The organism is Variovorax sp. RO1 (assembly GCF_002849325.1).
Taxonomy (GTDB): domain Bacteria; phylum Pseudomonadota; class Gammaproteobacteria; order Burkholderiales; family Burkholderiaceae_C; genus Variovorax.
The window spans coordinates 1,709,784-1,731,406 of record NZ_PKMT01000001.1 but is presented as its reverse complement, the minus strand read 5'-3'; the positions used below and the strand labels follow the sequence as shown (position 1 = coordinate 1,731,406).

Sequence of the window (21,623 nt, the reverse complement as noted above, 5' to 3'; positions counted from 1 at the left end):
AAGCGTTGCAGGACAATCCGCCTACCCATGGGAATCAGCCACTACATCAAGGAAATCGGCCGCGGCGCGCGAGGCGCCCGTCCGCTCACGCGCGAGCAGGCCGCAGACCTGTTCGGCCAGGTGCTGGACGGCACGGTCACCGACCTGGAAATCGGCGGCTTTTGCCTCGCGATGCGCATCAAGGGCGAGACGCCCGAGGAGATGGCCGGCTTTCTCGACGCCACGCACGCGCGGCTGAACCCCGTGACGACCCGCGGCGGCCCGCTGATCGCGCTGCCCAGCTACAACGGCGCGCGCAAACTGCCGGTGCTCACGCCGCTCTTGGCGCTGCTGCTGGCGCGCGAAGGCCTGGCGGTGCTGGTGCACGGCAGCGCGAGCGAAACCTCGCGCGTACTGGCATCGAACGTGCTTTCAGCCCTGGACATGCCCCCGATGACCACGCTCACCCCGCTCGCCGCCGGCCAGGTGGGCTTTGCCCCGACCGAGTTGCTGAACCCCGCGCTCAAGCGCCTGCTCGACGTGCGCCGCGTGGTGGGTCTGCGCAACCCCGGCCACAGCGTGGTCAAGCTCCTGCGCCCGACCACCGGCCCCTGCGTGGTGGTGGCCAGCTACACGCACCCCGAATACGCCCGCACGATGGGCGAGACCTTCGAGCTCACCGGCATGACCGCCCTGCTCTCGCGCGGCCTCGAAGGCGAGGTGGTCTCCGACCCGCGCCGCACCGCGCAGATCGACGGCTTCGTGCGCGGCGTGCGCAGCGAACTCCAGGCCCAGGCCGCCGGCACCGCCGCCGACGTGCCCGGGCTGCCGAAAGAAATCGACGTCGCCACCACGGCCGAGTACACGCGGCGCGTGCTGGCCGGCGAGCTTCCCGTGCCCGAAGCCATCGCGACGCAAGTCAGGCACATCACCGAACTGGCCTCCCACGCATGAACCACGCACTTCCCCTCATCACCGGCCGCTGCACGCTGGTGGGCGCCGGCCCCGGCGACCCTGAACTGCTGACCGTCAAGGCCGTCAAGGCGATCCAGGCCGCCACGGTGCTGCTGGTCGACGACCTCGTGAACGACGCCGTGCTCCAGGCCTATGCCCGGCCCGGCGCGCGCATCGTGCACGTGGGCAAGCGCGGCGGCTGCAAGAGCACGCCGCAGGCGTTCATCGAGCGCCTCATGATCACGGCCGTGCGCGAGGGCGAGACCGTGGTCCGCCTCAAGGGCGGCGACCCGTTCATCTTCGGGCGCGGCGGCGAAGAGGTGGAGCACCTGCGCGAAGCCGGCATCGAATGCGCGGTGGTCAACGGCATCACCGCCGGCCTGGCCGCCGTGACCTCGCTGGGCGTGCCGCTCACCCACCGCGACCACGCACAGGGCGTGGTGTTCGTCACCGGCCACGCCAAGACCGGCGCGGGCGCGGGCGAAGACCCGACCGACTGGCGCGCGCTGGCCGCCACGGCACACAACGCCCGCCTCACGCTGGTGATCTACATGGGCGTCTCGGGCGCCGGCCACATCGAGCGTGAACTGCTGCACGGCCTGCCGGGCGACACGCCCGTGGCCGTGGTGCAGCACGCAAGCCTGCCGCAGCAGCGCCACCTCGTGACCACACTGCAGGGCCTGCAGGCCCGCATCGCCGATGCCGGGCTGGCCAGTCCGGCGGTGATCGTGGTCGGCGATGTGCTGCAGGGGCTGGCCGCCGCTTCGCTGCCGGCGGATGCCGGCCGCTTCGGTACATAGGTACCGGCCCCGGCCGGAAACGGCCATGGCGCCGCCCTGAGCGACGCCTAAAATCCCGCCCGATCCAACGAACAAGAAGGAAGAGGCAGGGATGCTCGACAAACTCAACGAATTCACCGAAAGCCACGGCGAGCTGCGCCGCGGGCGCGGGCTGGTCACGGGCACCATCGCCTTCAGCCTCGCGGCCCTGTGCTTTCTGGGCGTGCTGGCCTTCCACTTCCCGCAGTACCTGACGACGCCCGAGCTGCGCAAGAGCTACAACGTCGACGTGATGCGCGTCATTCTGCTGACGGCGCTGGTCATTGCGGGCGGGCTCTCGCTGGTCAACATCATCTTCAACCGCTCGCGCTGGCTGTCGTCGGCCGCGTTCCTGCTGGTGGTGGTGTCGGCGCTGCTCGGCGGGCACAAGGTGCCGGTGCACGACTTTGCCGACCACACGCCGTACATCGGCCTGGACTGGTTCATCCTCGACCTGCTGGGCTCGTCGCTGATCTTCATCTTCATCGAGAAGCTGTTTGCCTTGCGCAAAGACCAGCCGGTGTTCCGCGAAGAGTGGCAGACCGACTTCCATCACTTCGTGGTGAACCACATGATCGTGGGCTTCGTGCTGCTGGCCACCAACCTCATGGTGCACAAGCTCTTCGGCTGGGCCGCCAACGACGGCATCCGCGGCTGGGTGGGCAACCTGCCGTTCTGGGCCGGCATTTTGCTGATCATTCTGGTGGCCGACCTCGTGCAGTACTGGACGCACCGCGCGTACCACGAGGTGCCCGTGCTGTGGCGCCTGCACGCCGTGCACCACAGCGTGAAGAGCATGGACTGGATGGCGGGCTCGCGCCAGCACATCCTGGAACTGCTGATCACGCGCACGCTGGTGCTGGCGCCCATCTACGTGCTGGGCTTCAGCAAGGACGTGATCGACGCCTACATCGTGGTGGTCGGCTTCCAGGCGGTGTTCAACCACTGCAACGTGAGCGTGCGGCTCGGGCCGCTGCGCTACCTCATCGTGACGCCCAACTTCCACCACTGGCACCACAGCCAGGACCAGGAAGCGCTCGACAAGAACTACGCGGCGCACTACGCCTTCCTCGACTACCTCTTCGGCACGGCCGTGAAGACCACCAAGCTCTGGCCGGAGAAGTACGGCGTGCTGGGCGACTACGTGCCCAACGGTTTCTTCAAGCAGCTGAAGTTCCCTTTCATCTGGAAGGGATGAGCATGGCCTCCCTTCTTCGCGCTGCCGCGCTCGCGGCCGCGCTGCCACTGCTGCTTTCGGCCTGCGCCACGCGCATCGAGATGCCTTCCGAAACCTCGGGCCTGCGCCTGCGCGTGCAGAGCTCGGTGATCGCTCCCGGCAACGGCGGCGAGCTGATCGGCGCCGAGGTGCTGGAGCCCGGCGACATCCTGCTGACCTCGATTGCCACGGTGAATTCGTTCGGCATCCGCCTGGGCACCTTCTCGCCGGTGAGCCATGCCGTGCTGTACCTGGGCGACGGGCTCATCGCCGAGGCCGTGGGCACCGGCGTGCGCGCACGCCGGCTGGCCGACGTGGTCGACGAAGAGCAGATGGTCGTGGCCTTCCGCGTGCCGGGCCTTGAGTCGGCCCACATCGAGAAGATGCGCGACTGGGCGAACTCCAAGGTCGGCACCCGGTACAACACGGCCGGCGTGCTGCTGAATGCCCCCTTCGTGCTGAACCGCCGGTTGTGCGAGCTGCCGCTGATTCCTTCGGCCGTCAGCTCGTACTGCATCACCGGCATGGCGATGGTGCAGCTCGGCGCCAGCCGCAACGACCAGTTCTTCTGCTCGCAGTTCGTGCTGGAGGCCTACCGCCAGGCCGGCGCGCCGATCACCGACGCCGACCCGCGCTGGGTGAGCCCGGCCGACTTGCTCCACATGCGCGAGGGCGACGTGCCCTCGATTGCCGCCACGCAGCCGCTGCGCTACGTGGGCCACCTCAAATACAACCCGCCGCCGGTGCTGGCGGCGGACGGACCCGCTTGATCTCTTCTTCTTCCTTTGACGTCGTAGTCGTCGGTGCCGGCGCAGCCGGTCTCTTGTGCGCCGCACTGGCGGGCCAACGCGGGCTGCGCGTGCTGCTGGTCGACCACAGCGAGAAGGTCGGCGAAAAGATCCGCATCTCGGGCGGCGGCCGCGCCAACTTCACCAACCGCGACCTCGACGTGCGCGCCCCGCAGCGCCATTTCGTCGGCGACAACCCGAATTTCTGCCGCTCGGCGCTCTCGCGCTATGCGCCGCAGCAGTTCATCGACATGGTGCAGCGCCACGGCATCGCGTACCACGAGAAGCACAAGGGCCAGCTGTTCTGCGACGGCTCCTCGCAGCAGATCGTCGACATGCTGCTGGCCGAATGCGCCACCGGCAATGTCGAGCGCTGGCAGCCGTGCAAGCTCGGCGACATTTCCTTTGCCGACGGCCGCTACCAAATCAGTAGCACGCGCGGCCCGATCGACACGCCCAAGCTCGTGGTGGCGACCGGCGGCCTGTCGATTCCCCAGATTGGTGCGAGCGATTTCGGCTACCGGCTCGCCGAGCAGTTCGGCCTGCGGCTGGTCACGCCCCGCCCGGCGCTGGTGCCGTTGACCTTCGGCGGCGACGCCTGGGCGCCCTACGCCAGCCTGGCCGGGCTGGCGCTGCCGGTGCGCATCGAGACCGGCGGCAAGAAGGACAAGATGACCTTCCTGGAAGACCTGCTGTTCACGCACCGCGGCCTGTCGGGCCCGGCGGTGCTGCAGATTTCGAGCTACTGGAAGCCCGGCGCCCCGCTGACGCTGGACTTCGCGCCCGGCGTGGACGTGGCCGAATCCCTGGCCGACGCCAAGCTGCGCTCCAAGAAGCGCATTGCCAACGAACTGGCCGCGCTGGTGCCCTCGCGGCTGGCCGACGCCTGGGTCGGCGAAGACCCGGCGCTGCAGCGCCCCGTCAACGAAGCGACCGACAAGGCGCTGACGGTGCTGTCCGAGCGCATCGCCCGCTGGCAGATCACCCCCAGCGGCACCGAGGGCTACAAGAAGGCCGAGGTGACGGCGGGCGGCGTCGACACCCGCGATTTGTCGTCGCAGACCATGGAATCGAAGCAGCCGGGCCTGTATTTCATCGGCGAAGTGGTCGATGTGACGGGCTGGTTGGGCGGATACAACTTTCAGTGGGCCTGGGCGAGCGCACATGCCTGCGCAACCGCGCTATAATCGCGGGCTAACTTTTGGCCTTCCCTCAACGGCCACAAAATTGTTCAGTTGAGGAACCCCGGCTTGGGGCCTCGATCTCCCCCGGCCAAATCCATTTCAACGATTCATCAATGACCACCATCCGCGTTAAAGAAAACGAGCCCTTCGACGTCGCCCTGCGCCGCTTCAAGCGCACCATCGAAAAGCTCGGCCTGCTGACCGACCTGCGCGCCCGCGAGTTCTACGAGAAGCCGACGGCCGAGCGCAAGCGCAAGAAGGCAGCTGCGGTCAAGCGCCACTACAAGCGCGTGCGCAGCATGCAGCTCCCCAAGAAGCTGTACTAAGCAACGCCCAGGGCAGCTGGCCCCGACGAAAGTCCTCGCCAGCGCCCCGTTGCACCAGCCGCGCCAGGGAAACCTGCCGCGGCTTTTGTTTTTTCCGAAAGGTTGCGAAGAATGACTCTCAAAGAACAAATCACCGAAGACATGAAGACGGCGATGCGCGCCAAGGATTCGGAACGCCTGGGCACCATCCGCCTGCTGCTCGCGGCCCTGAAGCAGAAGGAAGTCGATGAGCGCGTGGAGCTCGACGACGCCATGGTCATCGCCATCGTCGACAAGATGGTCAAGCAGCGCAAGGACTCGATCGCCGCGTTCACCACCGGCGGTCGCATCGACCTGGCCGACAAGGAAGCCGCCGAGATCAAGGTGCTCGAGGTCTACCAGCCCCAGCGCATGAGCGCCGACGAAGTCGCCACCGCGGTGAAAGCCATCGTGGCCGAGCTCGGCGCGGCCGGCCCCGGCGACATGGGCAAGGTGATGGGCGTGGTCAAGACGCGCCTGGCCGGCAAGGCCGACATGGGCCAGGTCAGCGCCGCAGTCAAGGCCGCCCTCACGGGCGCCTGAGGCGGCCACCGCCATGAAGAACGGCAGCAGCAGCGCGCTCGGCGCCGCGCCCGTCGCCACGATCCCGAAGGCCTGCGCCTGCCTGGTCGATGCGCGGGGCCGGCTGCTGGTGTTCCGTCACCCCGAAGACGGCAACATGCAGCTGCCCAAGGGCACCATTGAGCCCGGCGAGTCGCCCGAGGCCGCCGTGCGGCGCGAGCTCCTCGAAGAATCGGGCCTGGTGTTCGCCGGCCGGCTGGAGTCGCTGGGCACGCTGGAGCGCGAATGCGAAGCCGGCGTCGAAGGCAACACGCACCGCCATCCGCAGCGCTGGCACATCTTCCTGATGCGCGACCCGCGCGACCTGCCCGAGACCTTCGAGCACATGGCCACGGGCAGCCCTGAAGAAGAAGGCCTGGTGTTCTCGTTCTATTGGCTCGAAGCCGACGCGGACATCGAAGACTTCGCCCTGCCCTACCGCCAGACCATCGAGCGCGTGCGCGAAGCCCTGCTGGCCGCCGGCTGACCGATCACATGGCGGCACGCAGCGCCATGTACGCCCCCAGCAGCGCCAGCCCGATCAGAAAGCAGCGCCGGAACACGGCCACCGGCAACCGCTGCCGCAGCCAGGTGCCCAGCACCATGCCGCCGACGGCCGGCACCAGCATCGCGACCGACCCGCCCAGCACCGCCGCCGGGTAGCTCCCGTTCGCCGCCAGCCCCAGGGCCAGCACCACGGTCGAGGTGGTGAACGAGATGCCCATCGCCTGGATCAGCCCATCACGCTGGAAACCGAGCGCTTGCAGGTACGGCACGGCCGGCACCGCGAACACGCCGGTCACGGCCGTCACCAGCCCCGTCGCAGCGCCCACCACGGGCCCGAGCCAGCGCGCCTGTGCGTCGCTCACGTGCAGTTGCCGCCCGGTCAGCCCCCACAGCGCATAGATCACCAGCGCCACGCCGAGCGCCAGCGAGGCCCAGGCCCCAGCCGGTACGCCCAGCCACCACGCCCCGGCGAGCGTGCCCACCACGACGCCGGCCTGCATGCGACCGATGCGGCGGAACACCGCGCCGAAGCTTGCGCGCGGCCCGGTCTGCCAGAGGTTGGTGACCAGCGACGGCACGATCAACAACGCCGCCGCCTGCGCGGGCGACATCCACAGCGCGAGCAGCGCCATCGCCACGGTCGGCAGGCCGAGGCCGATCACGCCCTTGATCAGGCCGGCCAGCACAAACACCGCGGCAGCCGCCGCCCACAGGCCCATCGCTTCATTGGAAATCGTCATCGCCGCGGAGTCTGCCGACCGGTGCATCGGCTGGAAATGCGGCTTTCGCGCAGCCAGCCTCAGGCACAGGCTGAGGCTGGCGTGCTACCTTGCGGCTCACCATGCGATTCGATCTGACCGACCTGCGGCTCTTTCTTCACGTCGTCGAAGCCGGCAGCCTCACGGCCGGCGCCGGCCGCTCGCACATGACGCTGGCCTCGGCCAGCCAGCGTGTGCGCGGCATGGAAGACGCGCTCGGCACGCCGCTGCTCACGCGCCACGCTCAGGGCGTGCGCCCCACCGAGGCCGGCCGCACGCTGCTGCACCATGCGCGCGTCGTGCTGCAGCAGATGGAGCGGCTGCGCGGCGAACTCGGCGAGTACGGCCAGGGCCTGAAAGGCCACGTGCGCTTCATGTGCGGCACCTCGGCGCTCACCGAGCACCTGCCCGAGGTGCTGAGCCGCTTCCTGGCCGAGCATCCGCGCATCTCGGTCGACCTCGAGGAGCGCGCCAGCCCCGACACCGTGGAAGCCCTGCGCAGCGGCCTGTGCGACATCGGCATCGTCTCCGACGCCATCGAGAGCGACGGCCTCGAATGCCACCCCTTCCGCCGCGACGACCTCGTGCTCGTGATGCCGCGCGGCCACGCGCTGGCCAGCCGGCGCCGCGTGCACCTGGCCGAAGTGGTCGACAGCGAGTTCGTCGGCCTGCCCGCCGACAGCGCGCTGCAGCAGCTGATCACCGGGCATGCGCGCGCGCTGGCCAAGCATCTGGCCTACCGCGTGCGGGTGCGCAACTTCGAAGCCGTGTGCCGCATGGTCGAGTACGGCATCGGCGTGGGCATCGTGCCGCAGACCGCAGCCGAGCGCTGCGCCCGTTCGATGAAGATCGCGCGCGCCTCGCTCGCCGACCCGTGGGCCGAACGCACGCTGATGGCCTGCGTGCGCTCGTCGGAAGACCTGCCGCTCAATGCGCGGCGCATGCTCGACTACCTGATCGCGCCACCGCCGGCAGCGGACGCTACGCGGAAGTGACCGGCCGCCCCTGCTGCGCACGCGCCGCAACGAAAGCCTCGAAGGCCTCGCGGCTGGTCTTGCGCGGCACGTAGCCGAACTGGGTCTTCAGCGCGGTGTTCAGCAGCACCGGCCGGTAGCGCAGAAAGTCGAGCTGCTCGGGCCCGTAGCGGCTCACGCCCAAGGCCGAGCCCGCAGCCAGCGCCGCCTGCAGCACGCCGGCCGGCCAGGCGATGGCGCGCTTGCCCAGGCGCGCGGCAATCTCGTGGATCGTGAGCGCGCCGTCGCCCGCGAGGTTGTAGCAACCGGGCGGCGCGCCGCCGAGCGCATGGGCGATGGCGCCGGTCACGTCTTCGTCCCACACGAACACGAAGGGGCTGTCGCTGCCGCGGATGGCGATCAGCCGTTTCTTCTCGAACAGCGCGGTGATCTGGTTGTCGACCCGCTCGCCGAGGATGGTGCCGATGCGCAGCACCGTCTGCGCCAGCGCGGGATGTTGTACGCGGCAGTCGGCCAGCATTTCTTCCACCTGCCGCTTGTGGTCGGCATAGGCGAACACTGGGTTGCCGCGCAGCGGTTGCGACTCGGTGATCCAGGCCGGGTTGTCCGCGTGGTAGCCGTAGGCCGCGCCACTCGACGACACCACGATGTGCCCCACGCCGCGCGCCACGCAGGCGTCGAGCACGTTGCGCGTGCCGCCCACGTCGACCGAATGCTCGAAGGCGCGGTTCGAGTCCTTGCCGGGCGTGACGATCGACGCGAGGTGCACCACCGTGTCGATCGCGTGTTCGGCCAGCACGTCGGCGATGCCGTCGTCGCGCACGTCCTGCTGCAGGTAGACCACGCCGGGCAACCGCCGCGCTGCGGGCACCTCGCGCACGTCGAGTGCCACCAGGGTTTCGAAGGTGCCTTGCGCGGCCAATGCGGCGAGCACGCTGCGCCCGAGAAAACCATCGCCACCGGTGATCAACACGCGTCGCGCGGACGCCTTCCAGACATCGCTCATGGCGTCGCAGGCTTGCGCCCCCACCAGCTCGCCAGCGCGAGGCCCGCGATGATGTCCCAGAAGCCCCACACGCCGGCCACCACGGCCATGCCGCCGAGCCCGCCGAAGAAGCTGAAGATCAGCACCAGCCCGAGCCCCGCGTTGCGGATGCCCACTTCGATGGACACCGCACGCCGGTCGTAGTCGCCCAGCCCCGAGAGCCGCGCGCACAGGTAACCGGTGCCGAAGGCCAGCGCGTCGTGAATGACGACCGCCAGCAGCACCAGTCCCACGTAGTCGAGAAAGTAGCGCCAGTTGCCCGCGATGGCGCCGACGATGAAAGCGATCAGCGCCAGGAAGCTCAGGATGCGCGCCGGCTTCTTGATGCGCGCCGTGAACCTCGGCAGCTGGTGCGCGCAGGCCACGCCCAGCACGAAGGGAATGCCGATGATCATCACGATGTGGCCCAGCATGTCGAGCGGGTCGAGCGCGATGGTCTTCAGCAGCACCGAGGCCGTCGGATGCAGCCCGCCCCAGAACGCGAAGTTCAGCGGCATCACCACGATGGAGAGCGCATTCGAGATCGCCGTCATCGACACCGACAGCGCCACGTTGCCGCCCGCGCGGTGCGTGAGGATCTGCGAGATGTTCCCCGGCGGGCAGCAGGCCACGAGGATCATGCCCAGCGCGATGCTCGGGCCCGGCTGCAGGATCAGCGTGAGCACGAAGGTCACGGCCGGCAGCACCACGAACTGCGCGCCGATGCCCACCGCCATCGCGCCAGGCATGCGCGCGACGCGCTTGAAGTCGTCGATGCGCGTGTCCAGCGCAATGCCGAACATCAGGAAGCCCAGCACCACGTTGAGCAGCACCAGCGAGGCCGGGTTGAAGTGCAGGCGGATCTCGTCGACAGGCAGCATGCGGAGAACCTCGTGAAGAAGGAATCGATCGATCAGTCAGCCAACGCAGCTGCGGCCTGGCGCACGGCCGCGCGGTAGGTGTCCTTGTGGACGTAGTACGCCATGCGCTCCAGCTGCAGGTACTTGAAGCCGCCCGACAGATCGGGCGGCGGCCCCTGCACTGCTGTACGCAAGGCCACAGCTTTGGGCGAGCCCGCTGCGTGTGCGCGGAAGTAGCGCGCCAGCAGCTCGGCCTGTTCGTAGCGCCCCTGCCAGCCGATGCCGCTCGCCTCGATCATGCCGAGCACGCCCAGCGTCTCGAAGCGCGGCGAAAAGATGTTGAGGTACAGGCGCGGCGCCATGCCCTGCCAGTTGAGCAACTCGCGGTCGATGAACGGGTAGTGCAGCGCGTAGCCCGTGGCCGTGAGGATCAGGTCGTAGTCGCGCGCGCTGCCGTCCTTGAAATGCACGGTGCGCCCCGCGAGCCGCGCGATGTCGGCGCGCACGCCGATGTCGCCATGGCCGACGTGGTGCAGCACCAGCGAGTTCACCACCGGGTGCGACTCGTACATCTTGTAGTCGGGCTTCGGAAAGCCGAAGCGCACCGGGTCGCCGGTGAACCACTGCAGCACGGTGGCATCGACCTTCTGCTTGAGCCACGGCGGCAGCGGGCGCTTGCCGCCCAGCGTGTCGGCCGGCTTGCCGAACACGTACTTGGGCACGAAGTAGTAGCCGCGCCGCACCGAGATGTCGACGCTCTGCGCGTAGTGCACCGCATCGACCGCGATGTCGCAGCCCGAGTTGCCCGCGCCGACGATCAGCACGCGCTTGTCCTTGAAGAGCTCGGCGTGCTTGTAGCTGCTGGTGTGCAGCAACTCGCCGTCGAAGTGGCCTTCGAACTGCGGATGCTTGGGCTCCGAGAGCGTGCCGTTGGCAATCACCACGCCCTTGTACTCGTCGGTCTCGACCGTGCCGTCGGGCGCCTCGACGCTCACGCGCCAGCGCGTGTCGGGCGCGTCGCTCACCGGCTCCACGCGCAGCACGCGCGTGCCGAAGCGAAAGTGCGCGCGCAGGCCGAAGCGGTCGGCAAAGTCGCTGAAGTAGCGGCGCAGCTCGCGGTGGCTCGGGTAGTCGGCCACGGTGTCGGCCATCGGGAACTCGGCAAACTCGGTCGTGCGCTTGCTCGAGATCAGGTGGGCCGAGTGGTAGACCGTGGAGCGCGGGTTGTCGATGTCCCAGAGGCCGCCCACGTCGCTGTGCGCCTCGAAGCCCTGGAACGGAACGCCGAGCTTCTGCAGATTGCGGGCGCCCGCGAGGCCCGAGGGGCCGGCGCCGATGAGAGCGATCTGTTCGTGCGTGGGAACGGTGGCGGAAGGCGTCATCGGCGGGGAGGTTCTTTCTCTTTCTGGGAATTCAAACCGGGGATGGCGGTGGCACCCGCCTCGCCCACGCGCGGCTTGCGCGGCTGGCCACGCAACAGGCGGTCATGCAACGGCGCGGGCAACAGGTCGAGCGCTTTCGACAGCCACCCGATGCGCCGCGGCAGCACGATCTTTTCGCGCCGCACGGCCAAGCCCGCCAGCAGCTGGCGCGCCGCCGCGTCAGCTTCGAGCAGCCCCGGCATCGCGAAGCGGTTGCCGGCCGTGAGCGCGGTGCGGATGTAGCCCGGGCTCACCGTGTGCACCGTGAGCCCCGTGCCGCGCAGTTCGGCTCGCAGGCTTTCGAGGTAACGGATCAGACCGCCCTTGCTCGCGCAGTAGGCGCCGTTGCCCGGCATGCCGTGCCAGCCCGCGATGCTGGCCACGCCGACGAGCGCCCCGCGGCCCTGCTCGCGCATCGGCTGCACGAAAGGCTGGAAGGTGGTGGCCGCGCCGAGCAGGTTGATCTCGAGCATGCGGCGGAACACGGCGAGGTCGTCGGCCTCGGCGGTGTCGTAGCCGCCGGCCACGCCCGCGTTGGCGATCACGAGGTCGGGTGGGCCGAAGCGCCGCATCCAGTCGGCGGCCATCGCCTGCATGGCGGGGCCGTCGGACACGTCGGGCGTGTAGACCTTGCAGCGCGCCTCGGCCGGCGCGGCGAGCGCCGCGAGGCGCTCGGTGTCGAGCCCCACCAGCGCCACGCGCGCGCCCTGGCCGATCAGCTCACGCGCCAGCGCCTGCCCGAGGCCGCCGCAGGCACCGGTGAGAACGACATTGCGAAACGGCAAGAGCATGGGCAAGGGAGCGCGCAAGGCTGCGAGTGGCAAAACGCAGCCACTTTAGCTGCGCCCTGCCGCTGCAATCCCCAGCGTTTCCCCTTGCCCCGTGCCCTCGCGGGGCGTTCAGGCCGCTTCGGCGGCGGGAAATTCGATCTGGATCTTCACATCCGTGACGCGCCCGGCCGCGGCTTCTTCGAACGCGGCGATGCCGTCCTCGAACGCGAAGGTGCGCGAGATGAAGGGCTTCACATCGACCTGCCCCGACGCGATGAGCGCCAGCGCGCGCGGGAAGATGTTGGCGTAGCGGAACACCGACTCGATGCGCGCCTCTTTCGCCTGGATCGCCACGATGTCGAAAGCCACCTTGGCGGCGGGTATGCCCACCAGCACGAGGCAGCCGCCGGGGCACAGCAGGTCGAACACGTTGTCGAAGGCGCGCGTGCTGCCGCTGGCTTCGAAGACCACGTTCGCGCCCCAGCCGTCGGTCAGTGCCTGCACGGTGTCGGCGAGGCTCGTGCTGCGCACGTCGACCGTCGTCACCGCCGGGTTGTCGGCGAACAGCGCCAGCTTCTCGGGCACGAGGTCGGCCAGGATCACGCGCGCCGCGCCGCCCGCGAGCGCAGCCAGCGCCGTCATCGCGCCGATGGTGCCGGCGCCGATGACCACCGCCACGTCGCCCGGCTTCAGCGCCGCCTTCTTCGCGGCCTGCAGGCCGATGGCCAGCGGCTCGACGATGGCGCCTTCGCCGAAGCTCACGTTGTCGGGCAGGCGGAAGGTGAAGGCCGCCGGGTGCACCACGTAGGGCGTGAGGCAGCCGTGGATCGGCGGCGTGGCCCAGAAGCGCACCGCAGGGTCGAGGTTGTAGAAGCCTTCGCGCACGGCGCGCGAGTCCATGTCGGGAACACCGGGCTCCATGCAGACGCGGTCGCCGGGCTTCAGGTGCGTGACTTCCGCGCCCACCTCTGCCACCACGCCCGAGGCCTCGTGCCCGAGGATCATGGGCGCATCGACAACATAGGGGCCGATGCCGCCGTGCTGGTAGTAGTGAACATCGCTGCCGCACACACCCACGGTGTGCATGCGGATCTTCACATCGCGCGGGCCGACGTGCAGCGCCACGTCGATGTCGCGCAGCGTGATCTCGTGCGCCTTTTCCAGAACCAGTGCTTTCATTGAATCTTTCCGGGAGGTGTGTGTGAAGGGGGTGCTGCAACTCAGTGCAGCGCAGGGTCCGAACGCAGCAGCGAGGCGCCCGTCGCGATATCGAACAGGTGCACCTGCTGCGCATCGGCGACCACCTGCAGGCGCTCGCCCAAGCGCGGGCTGCCCGCGGAGGGCAGGAGCACGGCGATTTCTTCGTTGCCCTGGCCGATGCTCACGAGCACTTCGTTGCCGAGGTATTCGACGAGCAGCACCTCGCCCGCGAAGCCGCCCTCGCGCCCGCCGTCGGTGTCGATGTGCAGGTGCGCGGGGCGCACGCCCAGCGTCACGCGCTCGCGGCCGTCGAGCGCAAAGCGGCGCGCGTCCACGCGCACCGAGCCGCCACCGCCGCGCAGCTCGCACCGGCCGTCGTCCAGGTAGTTCACCGCCATCTCCATCAGGTTCATCGGCGGTGTGCCGATGAAGCCGGCCACGAAGGCCGAGCGCGGGCGCTCGAAGATTTCCTGCGGCGAACCGACCTGCTCGATGCGCCCGTCGCGCAGCAGCACGATGCGGTCGGCCAGCGTCATGGCCTCGTGCTGGTCGTGCGTGACGTACACGGTGGTGGTCTTCAGCGTCTGGTGCAGCTTCGCGATCTCGATGCGCATGTGGTTGCGCAGCTTGGCGTCCAGGTTCGACAAGGGCTCATCGAACAAAAACACCTTCGGCGTCTTGATCATGGCGCGCGCAATCGCCACGCGCTGCTGCTGGCCGCCCGACAGCTCGGTCGGCTTGCGCTCGAGGTAACGCTCCAGGCCCAGCGTGTCCGACACCTCGCGCACGCGCAGGTCGATCTCGTGCCTGGGCACCTTCTGGCGCTTGAGGCCGAAGGCGATGTTGTCGCGCACCGTCATGTGCGGGTACAGCGCGTAGTTCTGGAACACCATCGCGATGCCGCGCTCCTGCGGCGGCAGGTCGTTCACGCGTTGGCCGCCGATGTGCAGGTCGCCGCCGCTGATGTCTTCCAGGCCCGCGAGCATGCGCAGGATGGTCGACTTGCCGCAGCCCGAAGGGCCGAGGAACACGACGAACTCGTTCTGCGCGACTTCCAGGTCGAATTCGTGAACGACCTGTGTTTCCCCGTAGCGCTTGATGAGGTGGTGACAGCGTATTGCAGACATTTTTTGTTCTGGAGAGAAAGGAGTGGCGGCGGCGCTCATGCAGCCTCCCGCTTGCGCTTGAACGCGGCATTGAGAAAGCCACTGAGCACGCCCACCATGAGCAGCGGCGGCAGCGACAGCAGGATGACCGAGGCGTTCAAGATGCCCCACGGCACATCGCGCCCGAGCTGGCTGAGTTCCGACGCCACGATGGGCAGCGTCTTGGCCTCCGAGGTCGTGAGCATCAGCGCGATGAGGAACTCGTTCCACACCAGCACGAAGCCGAAGGCGATGGCACCCACCAGCGAGCGCGCGGCAATCGGCAGCGCGATGCGAAAGAAGATCGCGTACGGCCCGTAGCCGTCGACCCGGCCGGCCTCTTCCACTTCTTTGGGCACCGCCTTGAAGGCCGGAATGGCAAGCCAGATCACGGTCGACAGCGTGAGCAGCGTGTAGGTGGCGATGAGCGCGACGCGCGTGTCGTACAGCTCCAGCTGCAGCCAGATCACCATGAGCGGAATCGCCACTGCCACCGGTGGCAAAAAGCGCATCGACAGCACGAAGAACTGGATGTCGTTGCCCCAGCGCAGCGGGTAGCGCGCCAGCGCGTAAGCGGCGGGCAGGCCCAGCAGCGCGCCGATGATCACCGCCGCGCCGACCACCACGATCGAATTGACCAGCCCCGCGCCCACGGCCTCGCGGTTCAGCACGTAGAGGTAGTTGTCGAGCGTGGGCGTGAAGAAGAACTTCGGCACCGACGAGACGATGTCGACCCGGTTCTTGAACGAGTTGAGAAAGGTCCACAGCACGGGCACGAATGCCGAGAGCCCGGCTGCGATGAGTGCCAGCCGCGCCAGCAAGGTTCCGATGGCAAAGTTCTTCATGACGGCTTGGTCCATTTCCAGATGTAGGTGAACGCGACCGTCGAGGCGACCATCATCAGCACCGCCATGCTCGACGCGTACGAGATGCGGCCCGACTCGATGAAGCCCTGCGAGAAGGCGTACATGTCGAGCGTCTCGGTCGAAATGCCGGGGCCGCCGCGCGTCATCACGTAGATGAGGTCGAAGGCGCGCAACGACTCGACCATCTTCACGAAGGTCAGGCTGATGAGCGGCGCCTTCAGCATCGGCAGCGCCACGTAGGCATACACCTCCCACGTCTTCGCGTGGTCCAGGCGCGCGGCCTCGAAGGGCTGCGGCGGCAAGGTCTCGAGCAGCTTCAGCACGATGACGGCGAAGAACAGGCCCCACTGCCACACGTCGACGAAGGCCACCGTCAGCAGCGCCAGCACCGGGTCGGCGAACAGGTCGAGCGGCTCGCCGGTGATCGCCTTGTACGGCCAGGTCACGAGGCCGAACAGCGGGTGGAAGGCGAACTTCCAGACGAAGGCCGCCGACACGCGCGGCAGCAGCACCGGCACGATGAACAGCATCGACAGCACCTGGCGCCAGCGCGGCGTGGCGCAGCGGTGCATGAGCGTGCCCATGAGCACGGCCAGCGCCATGGTGGCGCTGACGGTCAGCACCTCCCACACCAGCGACACGCGCACCGAGTTCAGAAAGCGCCGGTCCGAGAACAGCTGCACGTAGTTGCTGAACCAGACCCAGGCCGTGTCGGTCTGGCCCAGCTCGCGGTCCTGCAGCGAGATGGCGATGGCGAACACCGTCGGCACCAGCGCCAGGACTGCCAGCACGAGCAGCCCCGGCCCGATGAACACGGCCGGCAGCCGTGTTTTGTGGGAACGCATGCTCACTTCTTGCGACGCGCGATCAGTTGCTTGGCGTAGGCGTCGAGTTCGTCGAGCCCGCCCTGGATGTCGGTGCGCGAACCGGTGATCAGCTCTTCCAGAATGATGCCCCAGCGGTCGCCCAGGTCGGGCCAGGCCGGGTCTTGCCAGAAGTTCACGGCCGTGACCTTGCCGGTGTCGGCCAGCGCCTTGCCCAGGTCGGCGCCGTAGCGCTTGGCGAAGGCCGGGCTGCCCAGCACGCTGGTGCGGTTGAGTTCGCCGAACTGGCCTTCCGCCAGCCGGCGCTGCTCGTTCTCCTTGGACGTGGCCCAGGCGATGAACAGGCCCGCGCACTTCTTCGCCTCTTCGGTCTTGTTGGCGCGCGCGCCGATGGCCAGGCCGTGGCCGTAGCCACCGCCGGTGAGCGGCGTGGGCGGCACGGCGTAGGCGATCTTGCCGACCACGGTCGACATCTTGGGGTCGAGCGCGTTGCCCGCGAGCGGCGTCGATTCGACCAAAATCGCGACCTTGCCGGCCAGGAAGGCGCCGGTGGATTCGTCCCATCCGCCCGTCTTGGTGCCGGGCGCGGAGTACTTGAAGAGATCGAGGTAGGTCTGCGTCGCCTTCACGGCGGCGGGCGAGTTGAAGACCGGCTTGTCGCCATCGAACCACTGGCCGCCATAGCCGCGGAAGAACGGCATCCAGCGCCACACGTTGGCCCCCGAGCCGCGCTGGCCGCGCAGGGCCACGCCGTAGACGCCGTGGGCCGGGTCGTTGAGCTTCTTCACGGCCGCCACAAACTCGTCGAGCGTGGCCGGCGGCTTGATGCCCGCCTTCTCGAGCAAATCTTTGCGGTAGACCATGAGGTCGCCGCCGCCCGTGAGGGGCGCGAACCAGGTCTGGCCCGCGAAGCTCGCGACCTTCTGGCGGCCGACATCGAAGTCGGCGTAGTCGTAGCTGGCCGGGTAGTACGGCGTGAGCGGCACGATCCACTTCGACTGGACGAACTGCGCCACGTTGGCCTCGTCCACGTAGTACACGTGGTACTTGCCGACCGTGGACGCATCGGCGCGCGACTTGGCGCGGCGATCGTTCTCGTTGAGGTTGTCCACGCTGAACGAGGCACCGCTCAAGCGCTTGAACTCGTCCTTCGACTTTTCGAGCAGCGTCAGGCCTTCACGCGGCTGCGACAGGACGCGCACGTCCTCCTTGCAGACCTGGGCCAGCGCGGCGGGCGCCAGCGTGGCGAGCGCCAGCGCGAGGCCGGCCAGACGGGACGTGGGGGGAAGCGGCATGTCGTGTCTCCTTCGTTGTCGGTGCAAATTGCCGGCGAAATGTCGGCAAATGCAACGAAACGAAGGTTAGGCGGCCGGTCCGGCGAGCCGCGTACATGCCCACCGGGCACCTGATACTTTGACGCCAAGCCCTCTCGGGGTTTAGCCCGAGAGGCAAACTCGTATCAGGGCAGGATCAGGCGGCCAGCGGCGTGTTGTGCGCGCTGCGCAGGCCGAAACGGCCCTGCGCCTGCTGCCTGTAAGCCGAGGGCGTCATGCCCTTGAGCTGCAGGAAGCGGCGGTTGAAGTTGGCCAGGTTCGCAAAACCCACCTCGTAGCAGATCTCGCTCACCAGGCGGTCGGACACCTGCAGCATCTCGCAGGCCTTGGTGATGCGCAGCCGCGTGACGAAGTCGGTGAAGGTGCTGCCCATGTGCTTGTGGAAGTAGCGCGAGAAGCTGCTTTCGGCCATGTTGGCGATGGCGGACACGGCGGGCAGCGACAGCTCTTCGGCCAGGTGGGCGTGCAGGTGGTCGAGCACGCGGCGCATGCGGGTGTTGGCCGTGGGGTCTTCGTCGGTGGGCTCGGCGTTGCTGGAAATCTGGCGCCAGTCGCTCCAGTTCGCGAGTTCGTGCAGCAGGCCGATGAACTCCGACAGCCGGGCCATGCCCTCCTGCTTCTGCACGCGTTTGAAGCGCTCGCGCACGATCTCGCCGATACCGAAGAACTCGATGCCCAGCCTGGCGCGGTCGAGCATCGGCAGCACGGTTTCGAGTTCGGGGAACAGGTCGACGCCCTTGCGCAGCGGCTCGTCGCGGAAATGGATCACCATGCTGCGGTTCGGCACGCCCTCGGGCGGCACGTCGTGCGAGATCCAGGTGTGGGGCAAGCGCGCGCCCACCAGGGCCACGTAGCCGGGCTCGAAATGGCCGATGTGGTTGCCGACGAAGGCGTCGCCGCTGGTGCGGTTGATGCACTGCAGCTCGAACTCGTCGTGGTAATGCCAGCAGTCGAAGGGCCAGGGCACGCCGTGCTGCAGGCAACGCACCGAGCTGCTGCCCGCCGGCTCGAAGCCCAGGCGCGGGTCACGCAAGAGTTCGTGCTCGAGAGCCGGCTTGCGCACGGCGCTGTTTTTGCTCATGTCCAGTCCCCCTGTATTTGAAATGGGAGGCCGTCGAGCCAGCACCGTTGCCGGGGCGGCGCCTGTCAGGCGCCGGCCACCTTCATGCGGTTGACAAGGATCGACCCCGTGGTTTTTGCGCCGAAAGTGTAAGCATCTGCGCCAATCGCCTCGATTCCCATCAGCATGTCGCGCAAATTGCCGGCAATTGTGATTTCTTCCACCGGAAAGGCGATGCGGCCCTTTTCCACCCAGAACCCGCTCGCGCCGCGCGAGTAGTCGCCGGTCACGTAGTTCACGCCCTGCCCCATCAGCTCGATGACGAACAGGCCCGTGCCGAGCTTGGCGAGCATGGCGTCGAGGTCGTCGCCGTGCTTCGTGAGGCGCGAGCTCAGCGTCAGGTTGTGCGAGCCGCCGGCGTTGCCGGTGGTTTTCATGCCCAGCTTGCGTGCCGAGTAGGTCGAGAGAAAGTAGCCTTCGAGGCGGCCGGCATCGACCACCTTGCGGGCGCGGGTGACCACGCCTTCGTCGTCGAAGGGCGAGCTGCCCTTGCCGCGCATCACGTGCGGGTCTTCGGCAATGTCGACGTGCTTGGGCAGCACCGGCTTGCCCAGCGAATCGAGCAGGAAGGTGCTCTTGCGGTACAGCGCCCCGCCGCTCACGGCCTGCACCAGCCCGCCCAGCAGGCCCACGGCCAACGGCGACTCGAACAGCACCGGGCATTCGACCGTCTTGATCTTGCGCGACTTCAGGCGGCTCAGCGCCCGTTCGGCGGCGTAGCGGCCCACGGCCTGCGGGCTGGCGAGTTCGTCGGCCGAGCGCATCGAGCTGTACCAGGCGTCGCGCTGCATGCCGTCGCCCTTGCCGGCGATGGGCGCCACCGAAATCGAGTGCCGCGAGCTCGCGTAGCCGCCGCGGAAGCCGTGCGTGTGGGCGCTGAAGAAGTGGCTCTGCTGCGCCGAGACGCCGGCGCCTTCGCTGTTGGTGATGCGCTTGTCGGTCGACAGCGCCGCCGCCTCGCACTCCAGCGCCATGGCCGCGGCCTGCTCGCTGGTCACGGCCCAGGGGTGGAACAGGTCGAGCTCGGGGTGGACCTTGGCGATGTCTGCCTCGTCGGGCAGGCCGCTCACCGGGTCTTCGGCCGTGAATCGGGCGATGTCGAAGGCGGCTGCGGCGGTCTGCTGGATGGCCGCCTCGGAGAAGTCGGAGGTGCTGGCGTTGCCGCGGCGGTGGCCCACGTAGACCGTGATGCCCAGCGACTTGTCGCGGTTGCGCTCGACATTCTCGAGTTCGCCCTTGCGCACCGAGACGCTCAGGCCGCAGCCCTCGGAGGCCTCGGCGCCGGCGTCGGTGGCTCCGAGCTTTTTGGCGTGGGCCAGGGCCGAATCGACCAGGTTTTCGAAGAAGGAACGGCTGTAGGCGAAGCCAGAATCGGCGCGCGAGGATGATGTCGTCATGTGGTGGCTATGATACTTGCGCCCCCTGTTTCACGTTTTCCCTTCCGCGCCCCCTGTGCGCGTTGCAGCGCCGCACGGCGCAGCCCAGAATCCACCCCATGTCCCGCAAACCCAAAAAAGGCTATTTCGTCCGTGGCCACTTCGTTGCCGAAGGCAGCGAACTCGACCTTGAGCTCAAGCGCGAGCTCAAGGGCGGCACCGACGAAGCCAGCCGTACCGAACTCAAGCGCGAGAGCGACGAACTACAAAAGCTCGGCGAGGAGCTGCTCGGCCTGCGCGCGGCCCTGTTCGATGCGCTGCCGCTGGGCGAAAAGCTCGTCGATGCCATCACCGAGGCCAAGCGCATCACCAATTTCGAGGGCAAACGCCGCCAGATGCAGTTCATCGGCAAGCTGATGCGCAAGCTCGACGAGCCCACGCTCGAGGCCGTCAAGCTCGCGCTGGTCGAGCAGAACACCGTGCCGGCCGCCGAAGCCGCCGCGCTGCACGAGGCCGAACGCTGGCGCGAACGCCTCATCGCCGACGACGACGCCCTCGGCGGCTGGATCGAAACCCACCCCGCCACCGACTCGCAACAACTGCGCGCCCTCGTGCGCCAGGCCCGCAAGGACCTGAAGTCCGGCCCCGCCGGCGAAGCGCCGCGCCAGGGCAAGGCGTATCGCGAGATCTTCCAGCTCGTGCGCGCGCAGCTGGCGGTGCATGGCGGCGCCGACCACGCCGAAGCGGCTGCGGCGCAGGACCGCGAAGAAGACGCATGAGCCCGCGGCCTCTGCCTTTCTCCCGCCCCTCCCGGGCGAGGGCCGGGGTGGGGGCAAGCGGCGTATCCATCGGGCGCTCTGCCCGCCCCCATCCCAACCTTCCCCCAGCGGGGGAAGGAGCAAGAACACCATGAGCGCACCTGACTCCGTCCGCATCGGCATCGTCTCCATCAGCGACCGCGCCTCCAGCGGCACCTACGAAGACAAGGGCCTGCCCGCGCTCAAGGAGTGGCTGGGCCGGGCGCTGAAAAACCCCCTCGAGTTCGAAGCCCGCCTGATCCCCGACGAGACCGCGCGCATCAGCGCCACGCTCATCGAGCTGGTCGACGCCGGCTGCTCGCTCGTGCTCACCACCGGCGGCACCGGCCCCGCGCTGCGCGACGTGACGCCCGAGGCCACGCTGGCCGTGGCCCACAAGGAAATGCCCGGCTTCGGCGAACAGATGCGCCAGATCAGCCTGCGCTTCGTACCGACCGCCATCCTCTCGCGGCAAGTGGCGGTCATCCGCGACCAGAGCCTCATCATCAACCTGCCGGGCCAGCCCAAGTCGATCGCCGAGACGCTCGAAGGGCTGAAGGACGCCGACGGCACGCAGATCGTGCCCGGCATCTTTGCTGCCGTGCCCTACTGCATCGACCTCATCGGCGGGCCGTACCTCGAGACCGACGACACGGTCTGCAAGGCCTTCCGGCCCAAGTCGGCCATTCGCGCCGCGCGCTGAGGCGCATCCGTCGCCGCCGGCTCTCGCGCGGCGACAAGCACTGACTCCCCCTTGAATCGCTGACGCGCGACGGTGCGTCCGCGCACGCGCCGGACGCTTT

At 68.3% G+C, this 21,623-nt stretch carries 23 protein-coding genes; 11 read left to right on the top strand and 12 right to left on the bottom strand.

Going from position 1 to position 21,623, the window contains the following annotated elements; translation table 11 throughout:
* The first annotated feature begins 27 nt into the window (after positions 1-27).
* The 8 genes from ybiB to CY658_RS08340 all read left to right on the top strand — a co-directional run bounded on the left by ybiB (position 28) and on the right by CY658_RS08340 (position 6,331).
* Complete coding sequence (ybiB, locus tag CY658_RS08375; protein ID WP_101489681.1) at positions 28-933, top strand: DNA-binding protein YbiB; 906 nt, start codon at positions 28-30, stop codon at positions 931-933.
* On the top strand, positions 930-1,733 hold the full coding sequence (gene cobA, locus CY658_RS08370) for a uroporphyrinogen-III C-methyltransferase (protein WP_101489680.1): 804 nt from the start codon (positions 930-932) through the stop codon (positions 1,731-1,733). The genes ybiB and cobA overlap by 4 nt, the downstream gene beginning before the upstream one ends.
* A gap of 91 nt (positions 1,734-1,824) precedes the next feature.
* Positions 1,825-2,949, top strand: coding sequence for a sterol desaturase family protein (locus tag CY658_RS08365; RefSeq protein ID WP_101489679.1), 1,125 nt, complete (start codon positions 1,825-1,827; stop codon positions 2,947-2,949).
* Positions 2,950-2,951: 2 nt separating this feature from the next.
* Positions 2,952-3,737: a YaeF family permuted papain-like enzyme gene (locus CY658_RS08360; protein ID WP_101489678.1), complete on the top strand. Its 786-nt coding sequence runs from the start codon at positions 2,952-2,954 to the stop codon at positions 3,735-3,737.
* Positions 3,734-4,942 (top strand): NAD(P)/FAD-dependent oxidoreductase, encoded by a 1,209-nt coding sequence (locus CY658_RS08355; RefSeq protein ID WP_101489677.1) that lies wholly within the window; start codon positions 3,734-3,736, stop codon positions 4,940-4,942. The genes CY658_RS08360 and CY658_RS08355 overlap by 4 nt, the downstream gene beginning before the upstream one ends.
* 110 nt (positions 4,943-5,052) lie before the next feature.
* A complete protein-coding gene (rpsU, locus tag CY658_RS08350; protein ID WP_007833691.1) occupies positions 5,053-5,265 on the top strand; it encodes a 30S ribosomal protein S21 in 213 nt (70 codons plus the stop codon).
* A gap of 111 nt (positions 5,266-5,376) precedes the next feature.
* Positions 5,377-5,826, top strand: coding sequence for a GatB/YqeY domain-containing protein (locus tag CY658_RS08345; protein ID WP_101489676.1), 450 nt, complete (start codon positions 5,377-5,379; stop codon positions 5,824-5,826).
* Between the two features lie 13 nt (positions 5,827-5,839).
* The gene (locus CY658_RS08340) at positions 5,840-6,331 is read left to right on the top strand and encodes an NUDIX domain-containing protein (RefSeq protein ID WP_101489675.1); all 492 of its coding nucleotides are present in this window, start codon (positions 5,840-5,842) and stop codon (positions 6,329-6,331) included.
* Between the two features lie 4 nt (positions 6,332-6,335).
* Here CY658_RS08340 and CY658_RS08335 read toward each other — a convergent pair whose 3' ends face one another.
* Entirely contained in the window at positions 6,336-7,091 is a 756-nt protein-coding gene (locus CY658_RS08335; protein ID WP_180838894.1) for a sulfite exporter TauE/SafE family protein, read from the bottom strand.
* Between the two features lie 101 nt (positions 7,092-7,192).
* On the opposite strand from CY658_RS08335, the gene CY658_RS08330 reads away from it, so the two are divergent.
* Positions 7,193-8,104 carry a LysR family transcriptional regulator gene (locus CY658_RS08330; protein WP_101490286.1) on the top strand — a complete coding sequence of 304 codons (912 nt, stop codon included), beginning with the start codon at positions 7,193-7,195 and terminating at the stop codon, positions 8,102-8,104.
* Here CY658_RS08330 and CY658_RS08325 read toward each other — a convergent pair.
* The 11 genes from CY658_RS08325 to pmbA all read right to left on the bottom strand — a co-directional run bounded on the left by CY658_RS08325 (position 8,091) and on the right by pmbA (position 20,044).
* Positions 8,091-9,089 (bottom strand): SDR family oxidoreductase, encoded by a 999-nt coding sequence (locus tag CY658_RS08325; RefSeq protein WP_101490285.1) that lies wholly within the window; start codon positions 9,087-9,089, stop codon positions 8,091-8,093. The two genes, CY658_RS08330 and CY658_RS08325, sit on opposite strands and share 14 nt — an antisense overlap.
* The gene (locus tag CY658_RS08320) at positions 9,086-9,988 is read right to left on the bottom strand and encodes a bile acid:sodium symporter family protein (RefSeq protein WP_101489673.1); all 903 of its coding nucleotides are present in this window, start codon (positions 9,986-9,988) and stop codon (positions 9,086-9,088) included. Before CY658_RS08320 ends, CY658_RS08325 begins: the two co-directional genes overlap by 4 nt.
* 32 nt (positions 9,989-10,020) lie before the next feature.
* Entirely contained in the window at positions 10,021-11,349 is a 1,329-nt protein-coding gene (locus CY658_RS08315; RefSeq protein ID WP_101489672.1) for a flavin-containing monooxygenase, read from the bottom strand.
* Positions 11,346-12,179: an SDR family oxidoreductase gene (locus tag CY658_RS08310; RefSeq protein WP_101489671.1), complete on the bottom strand. Its 834-nt coding sequence runs from the start codon at positions 12,177-12,179 to the stop codon at positions 11,346-11,348. Before CY658_RS08310 ends, CY658_RS08315 begins: the two co-directional genes overlap by 4 nt.
* Before the next feature lie 108 nt (positions 12,180-12,287).
* Positions 12,288-13,337 carry an NAD(P)-dependent alcohol dehydrogenase gene (locus tag CY658_RS08305; protein WP_101489670.1) on the bottom strand — a complete coding sequence of 350 codons (1,050 nt, stop codon included), beginning with the start codon at positions 13,335-13,337 and terminating at the stop codon, positions 12,288-12,290.
* Positions 13,338-13,378: 41 nt separating this feature from the next.
* Positions 13,379-14,485, bottom strand: a complete 1,107-nt coding sequence (locus CY658_RS08300) for an ABC transporter ATP-binding protein (protein ID WP_101489669.1) — start codon at positions 14,483-14,485, stop codon at positions 13,379-13,381.
* A 35-nt stretch (positions 14,486-14,520) separates the two neighbouring features.
* Positions 14,521-15,333 (bottom strand): carbohydrate ABC transporter permease, encoded by an 813-nt coding sequence (locus CY658_RS08295; RefSeq protein WP_101490284.1) that lies wholly within the window; start codon positions 15,331-15,333, stop codon positions 14,521-14,523.
* A gap of 11 nt (positions 15,334-15,344) precedes the next feature.
* A complete protein-coding gene (locus CY658_RS08290; protein ID WP_101489668.1) occupies positions 15,345-16,214 on the bottom strand; it encodes a carbohydrate ABC transporter permease in 870 nt (289 codons plus the stop codon).
* Positions 16,215-16,216: 2 nt separating this feature from the next.
* On the bottom strand, positions 16,217-17,488 hold the full coding sequence (locus CY658_RS08285; protein ID WP_101489667.1) for an ABC transporter substrate-binding protein: 1,272 nt from the start codon (positions 17,486-17,488) through the stop codon (positions 16,217-16,219).
* 175 nt (positions 17,489-17,663) lie between these two features.
* Positions 17,664-18,608: a helix-turn-helix domain-containing protein gene (locus CY658_RS08280; protein WP_101489666.1), complete on the bottom strand. Its 945-nt coding sequence runs from the start codon at positions 18,606-18,608 to the stop codon at positions 17,664-17,666.
* 65 nt (positions 18,609-18,673) lie between these two features.
* Positions 18,674-20,044 carry a metalloprotease PmbA gene (gene pmbA / locus CY658_RS08275; RefSeq protein WP_101489665.1) on the bottom strand — a complete coding sequence of 457 codons (1,371 nt, stop codon included), beginning with the start codon at positions 20,042-20,044 and terminating at the stop codon, positions 18,674-18,676.
* A gap of 98 nt (positions 20,045-20,142) precedes the next feature.
* On the opposite strand from pmbA, the gene yjgA reads away from it, so the two are divergent.
* Both yjgA and mog read left to right on the top strand, forming a co-directional pair.
* Positions 20,143-20,802, top strand: coding sequence for a ribosome biogenesis factor YjgA (gene yjgA, locus CY658_RS08270; RefSeq protein WP_101489664.1), 660 nt, complete (start codon positions 20,143-20,145; stop codon positions 20,800-20,802).
* Positions 20,803-20,932: 130 nt separating this feature from the next.
* Positions 20,933-21,523, top strand: a complete 591-nt coding sequence (gene mog / locus CY658_RS08265; protein ID WP_101489663.1) for a molybdopterin adenylyltransferase — start codon at positions 20,933-20,935, stop codon at positions 21,521-21,523.
* The last annotated feature ends 100 nt before the right edge of the window (positions 21,524-21,623 follow it).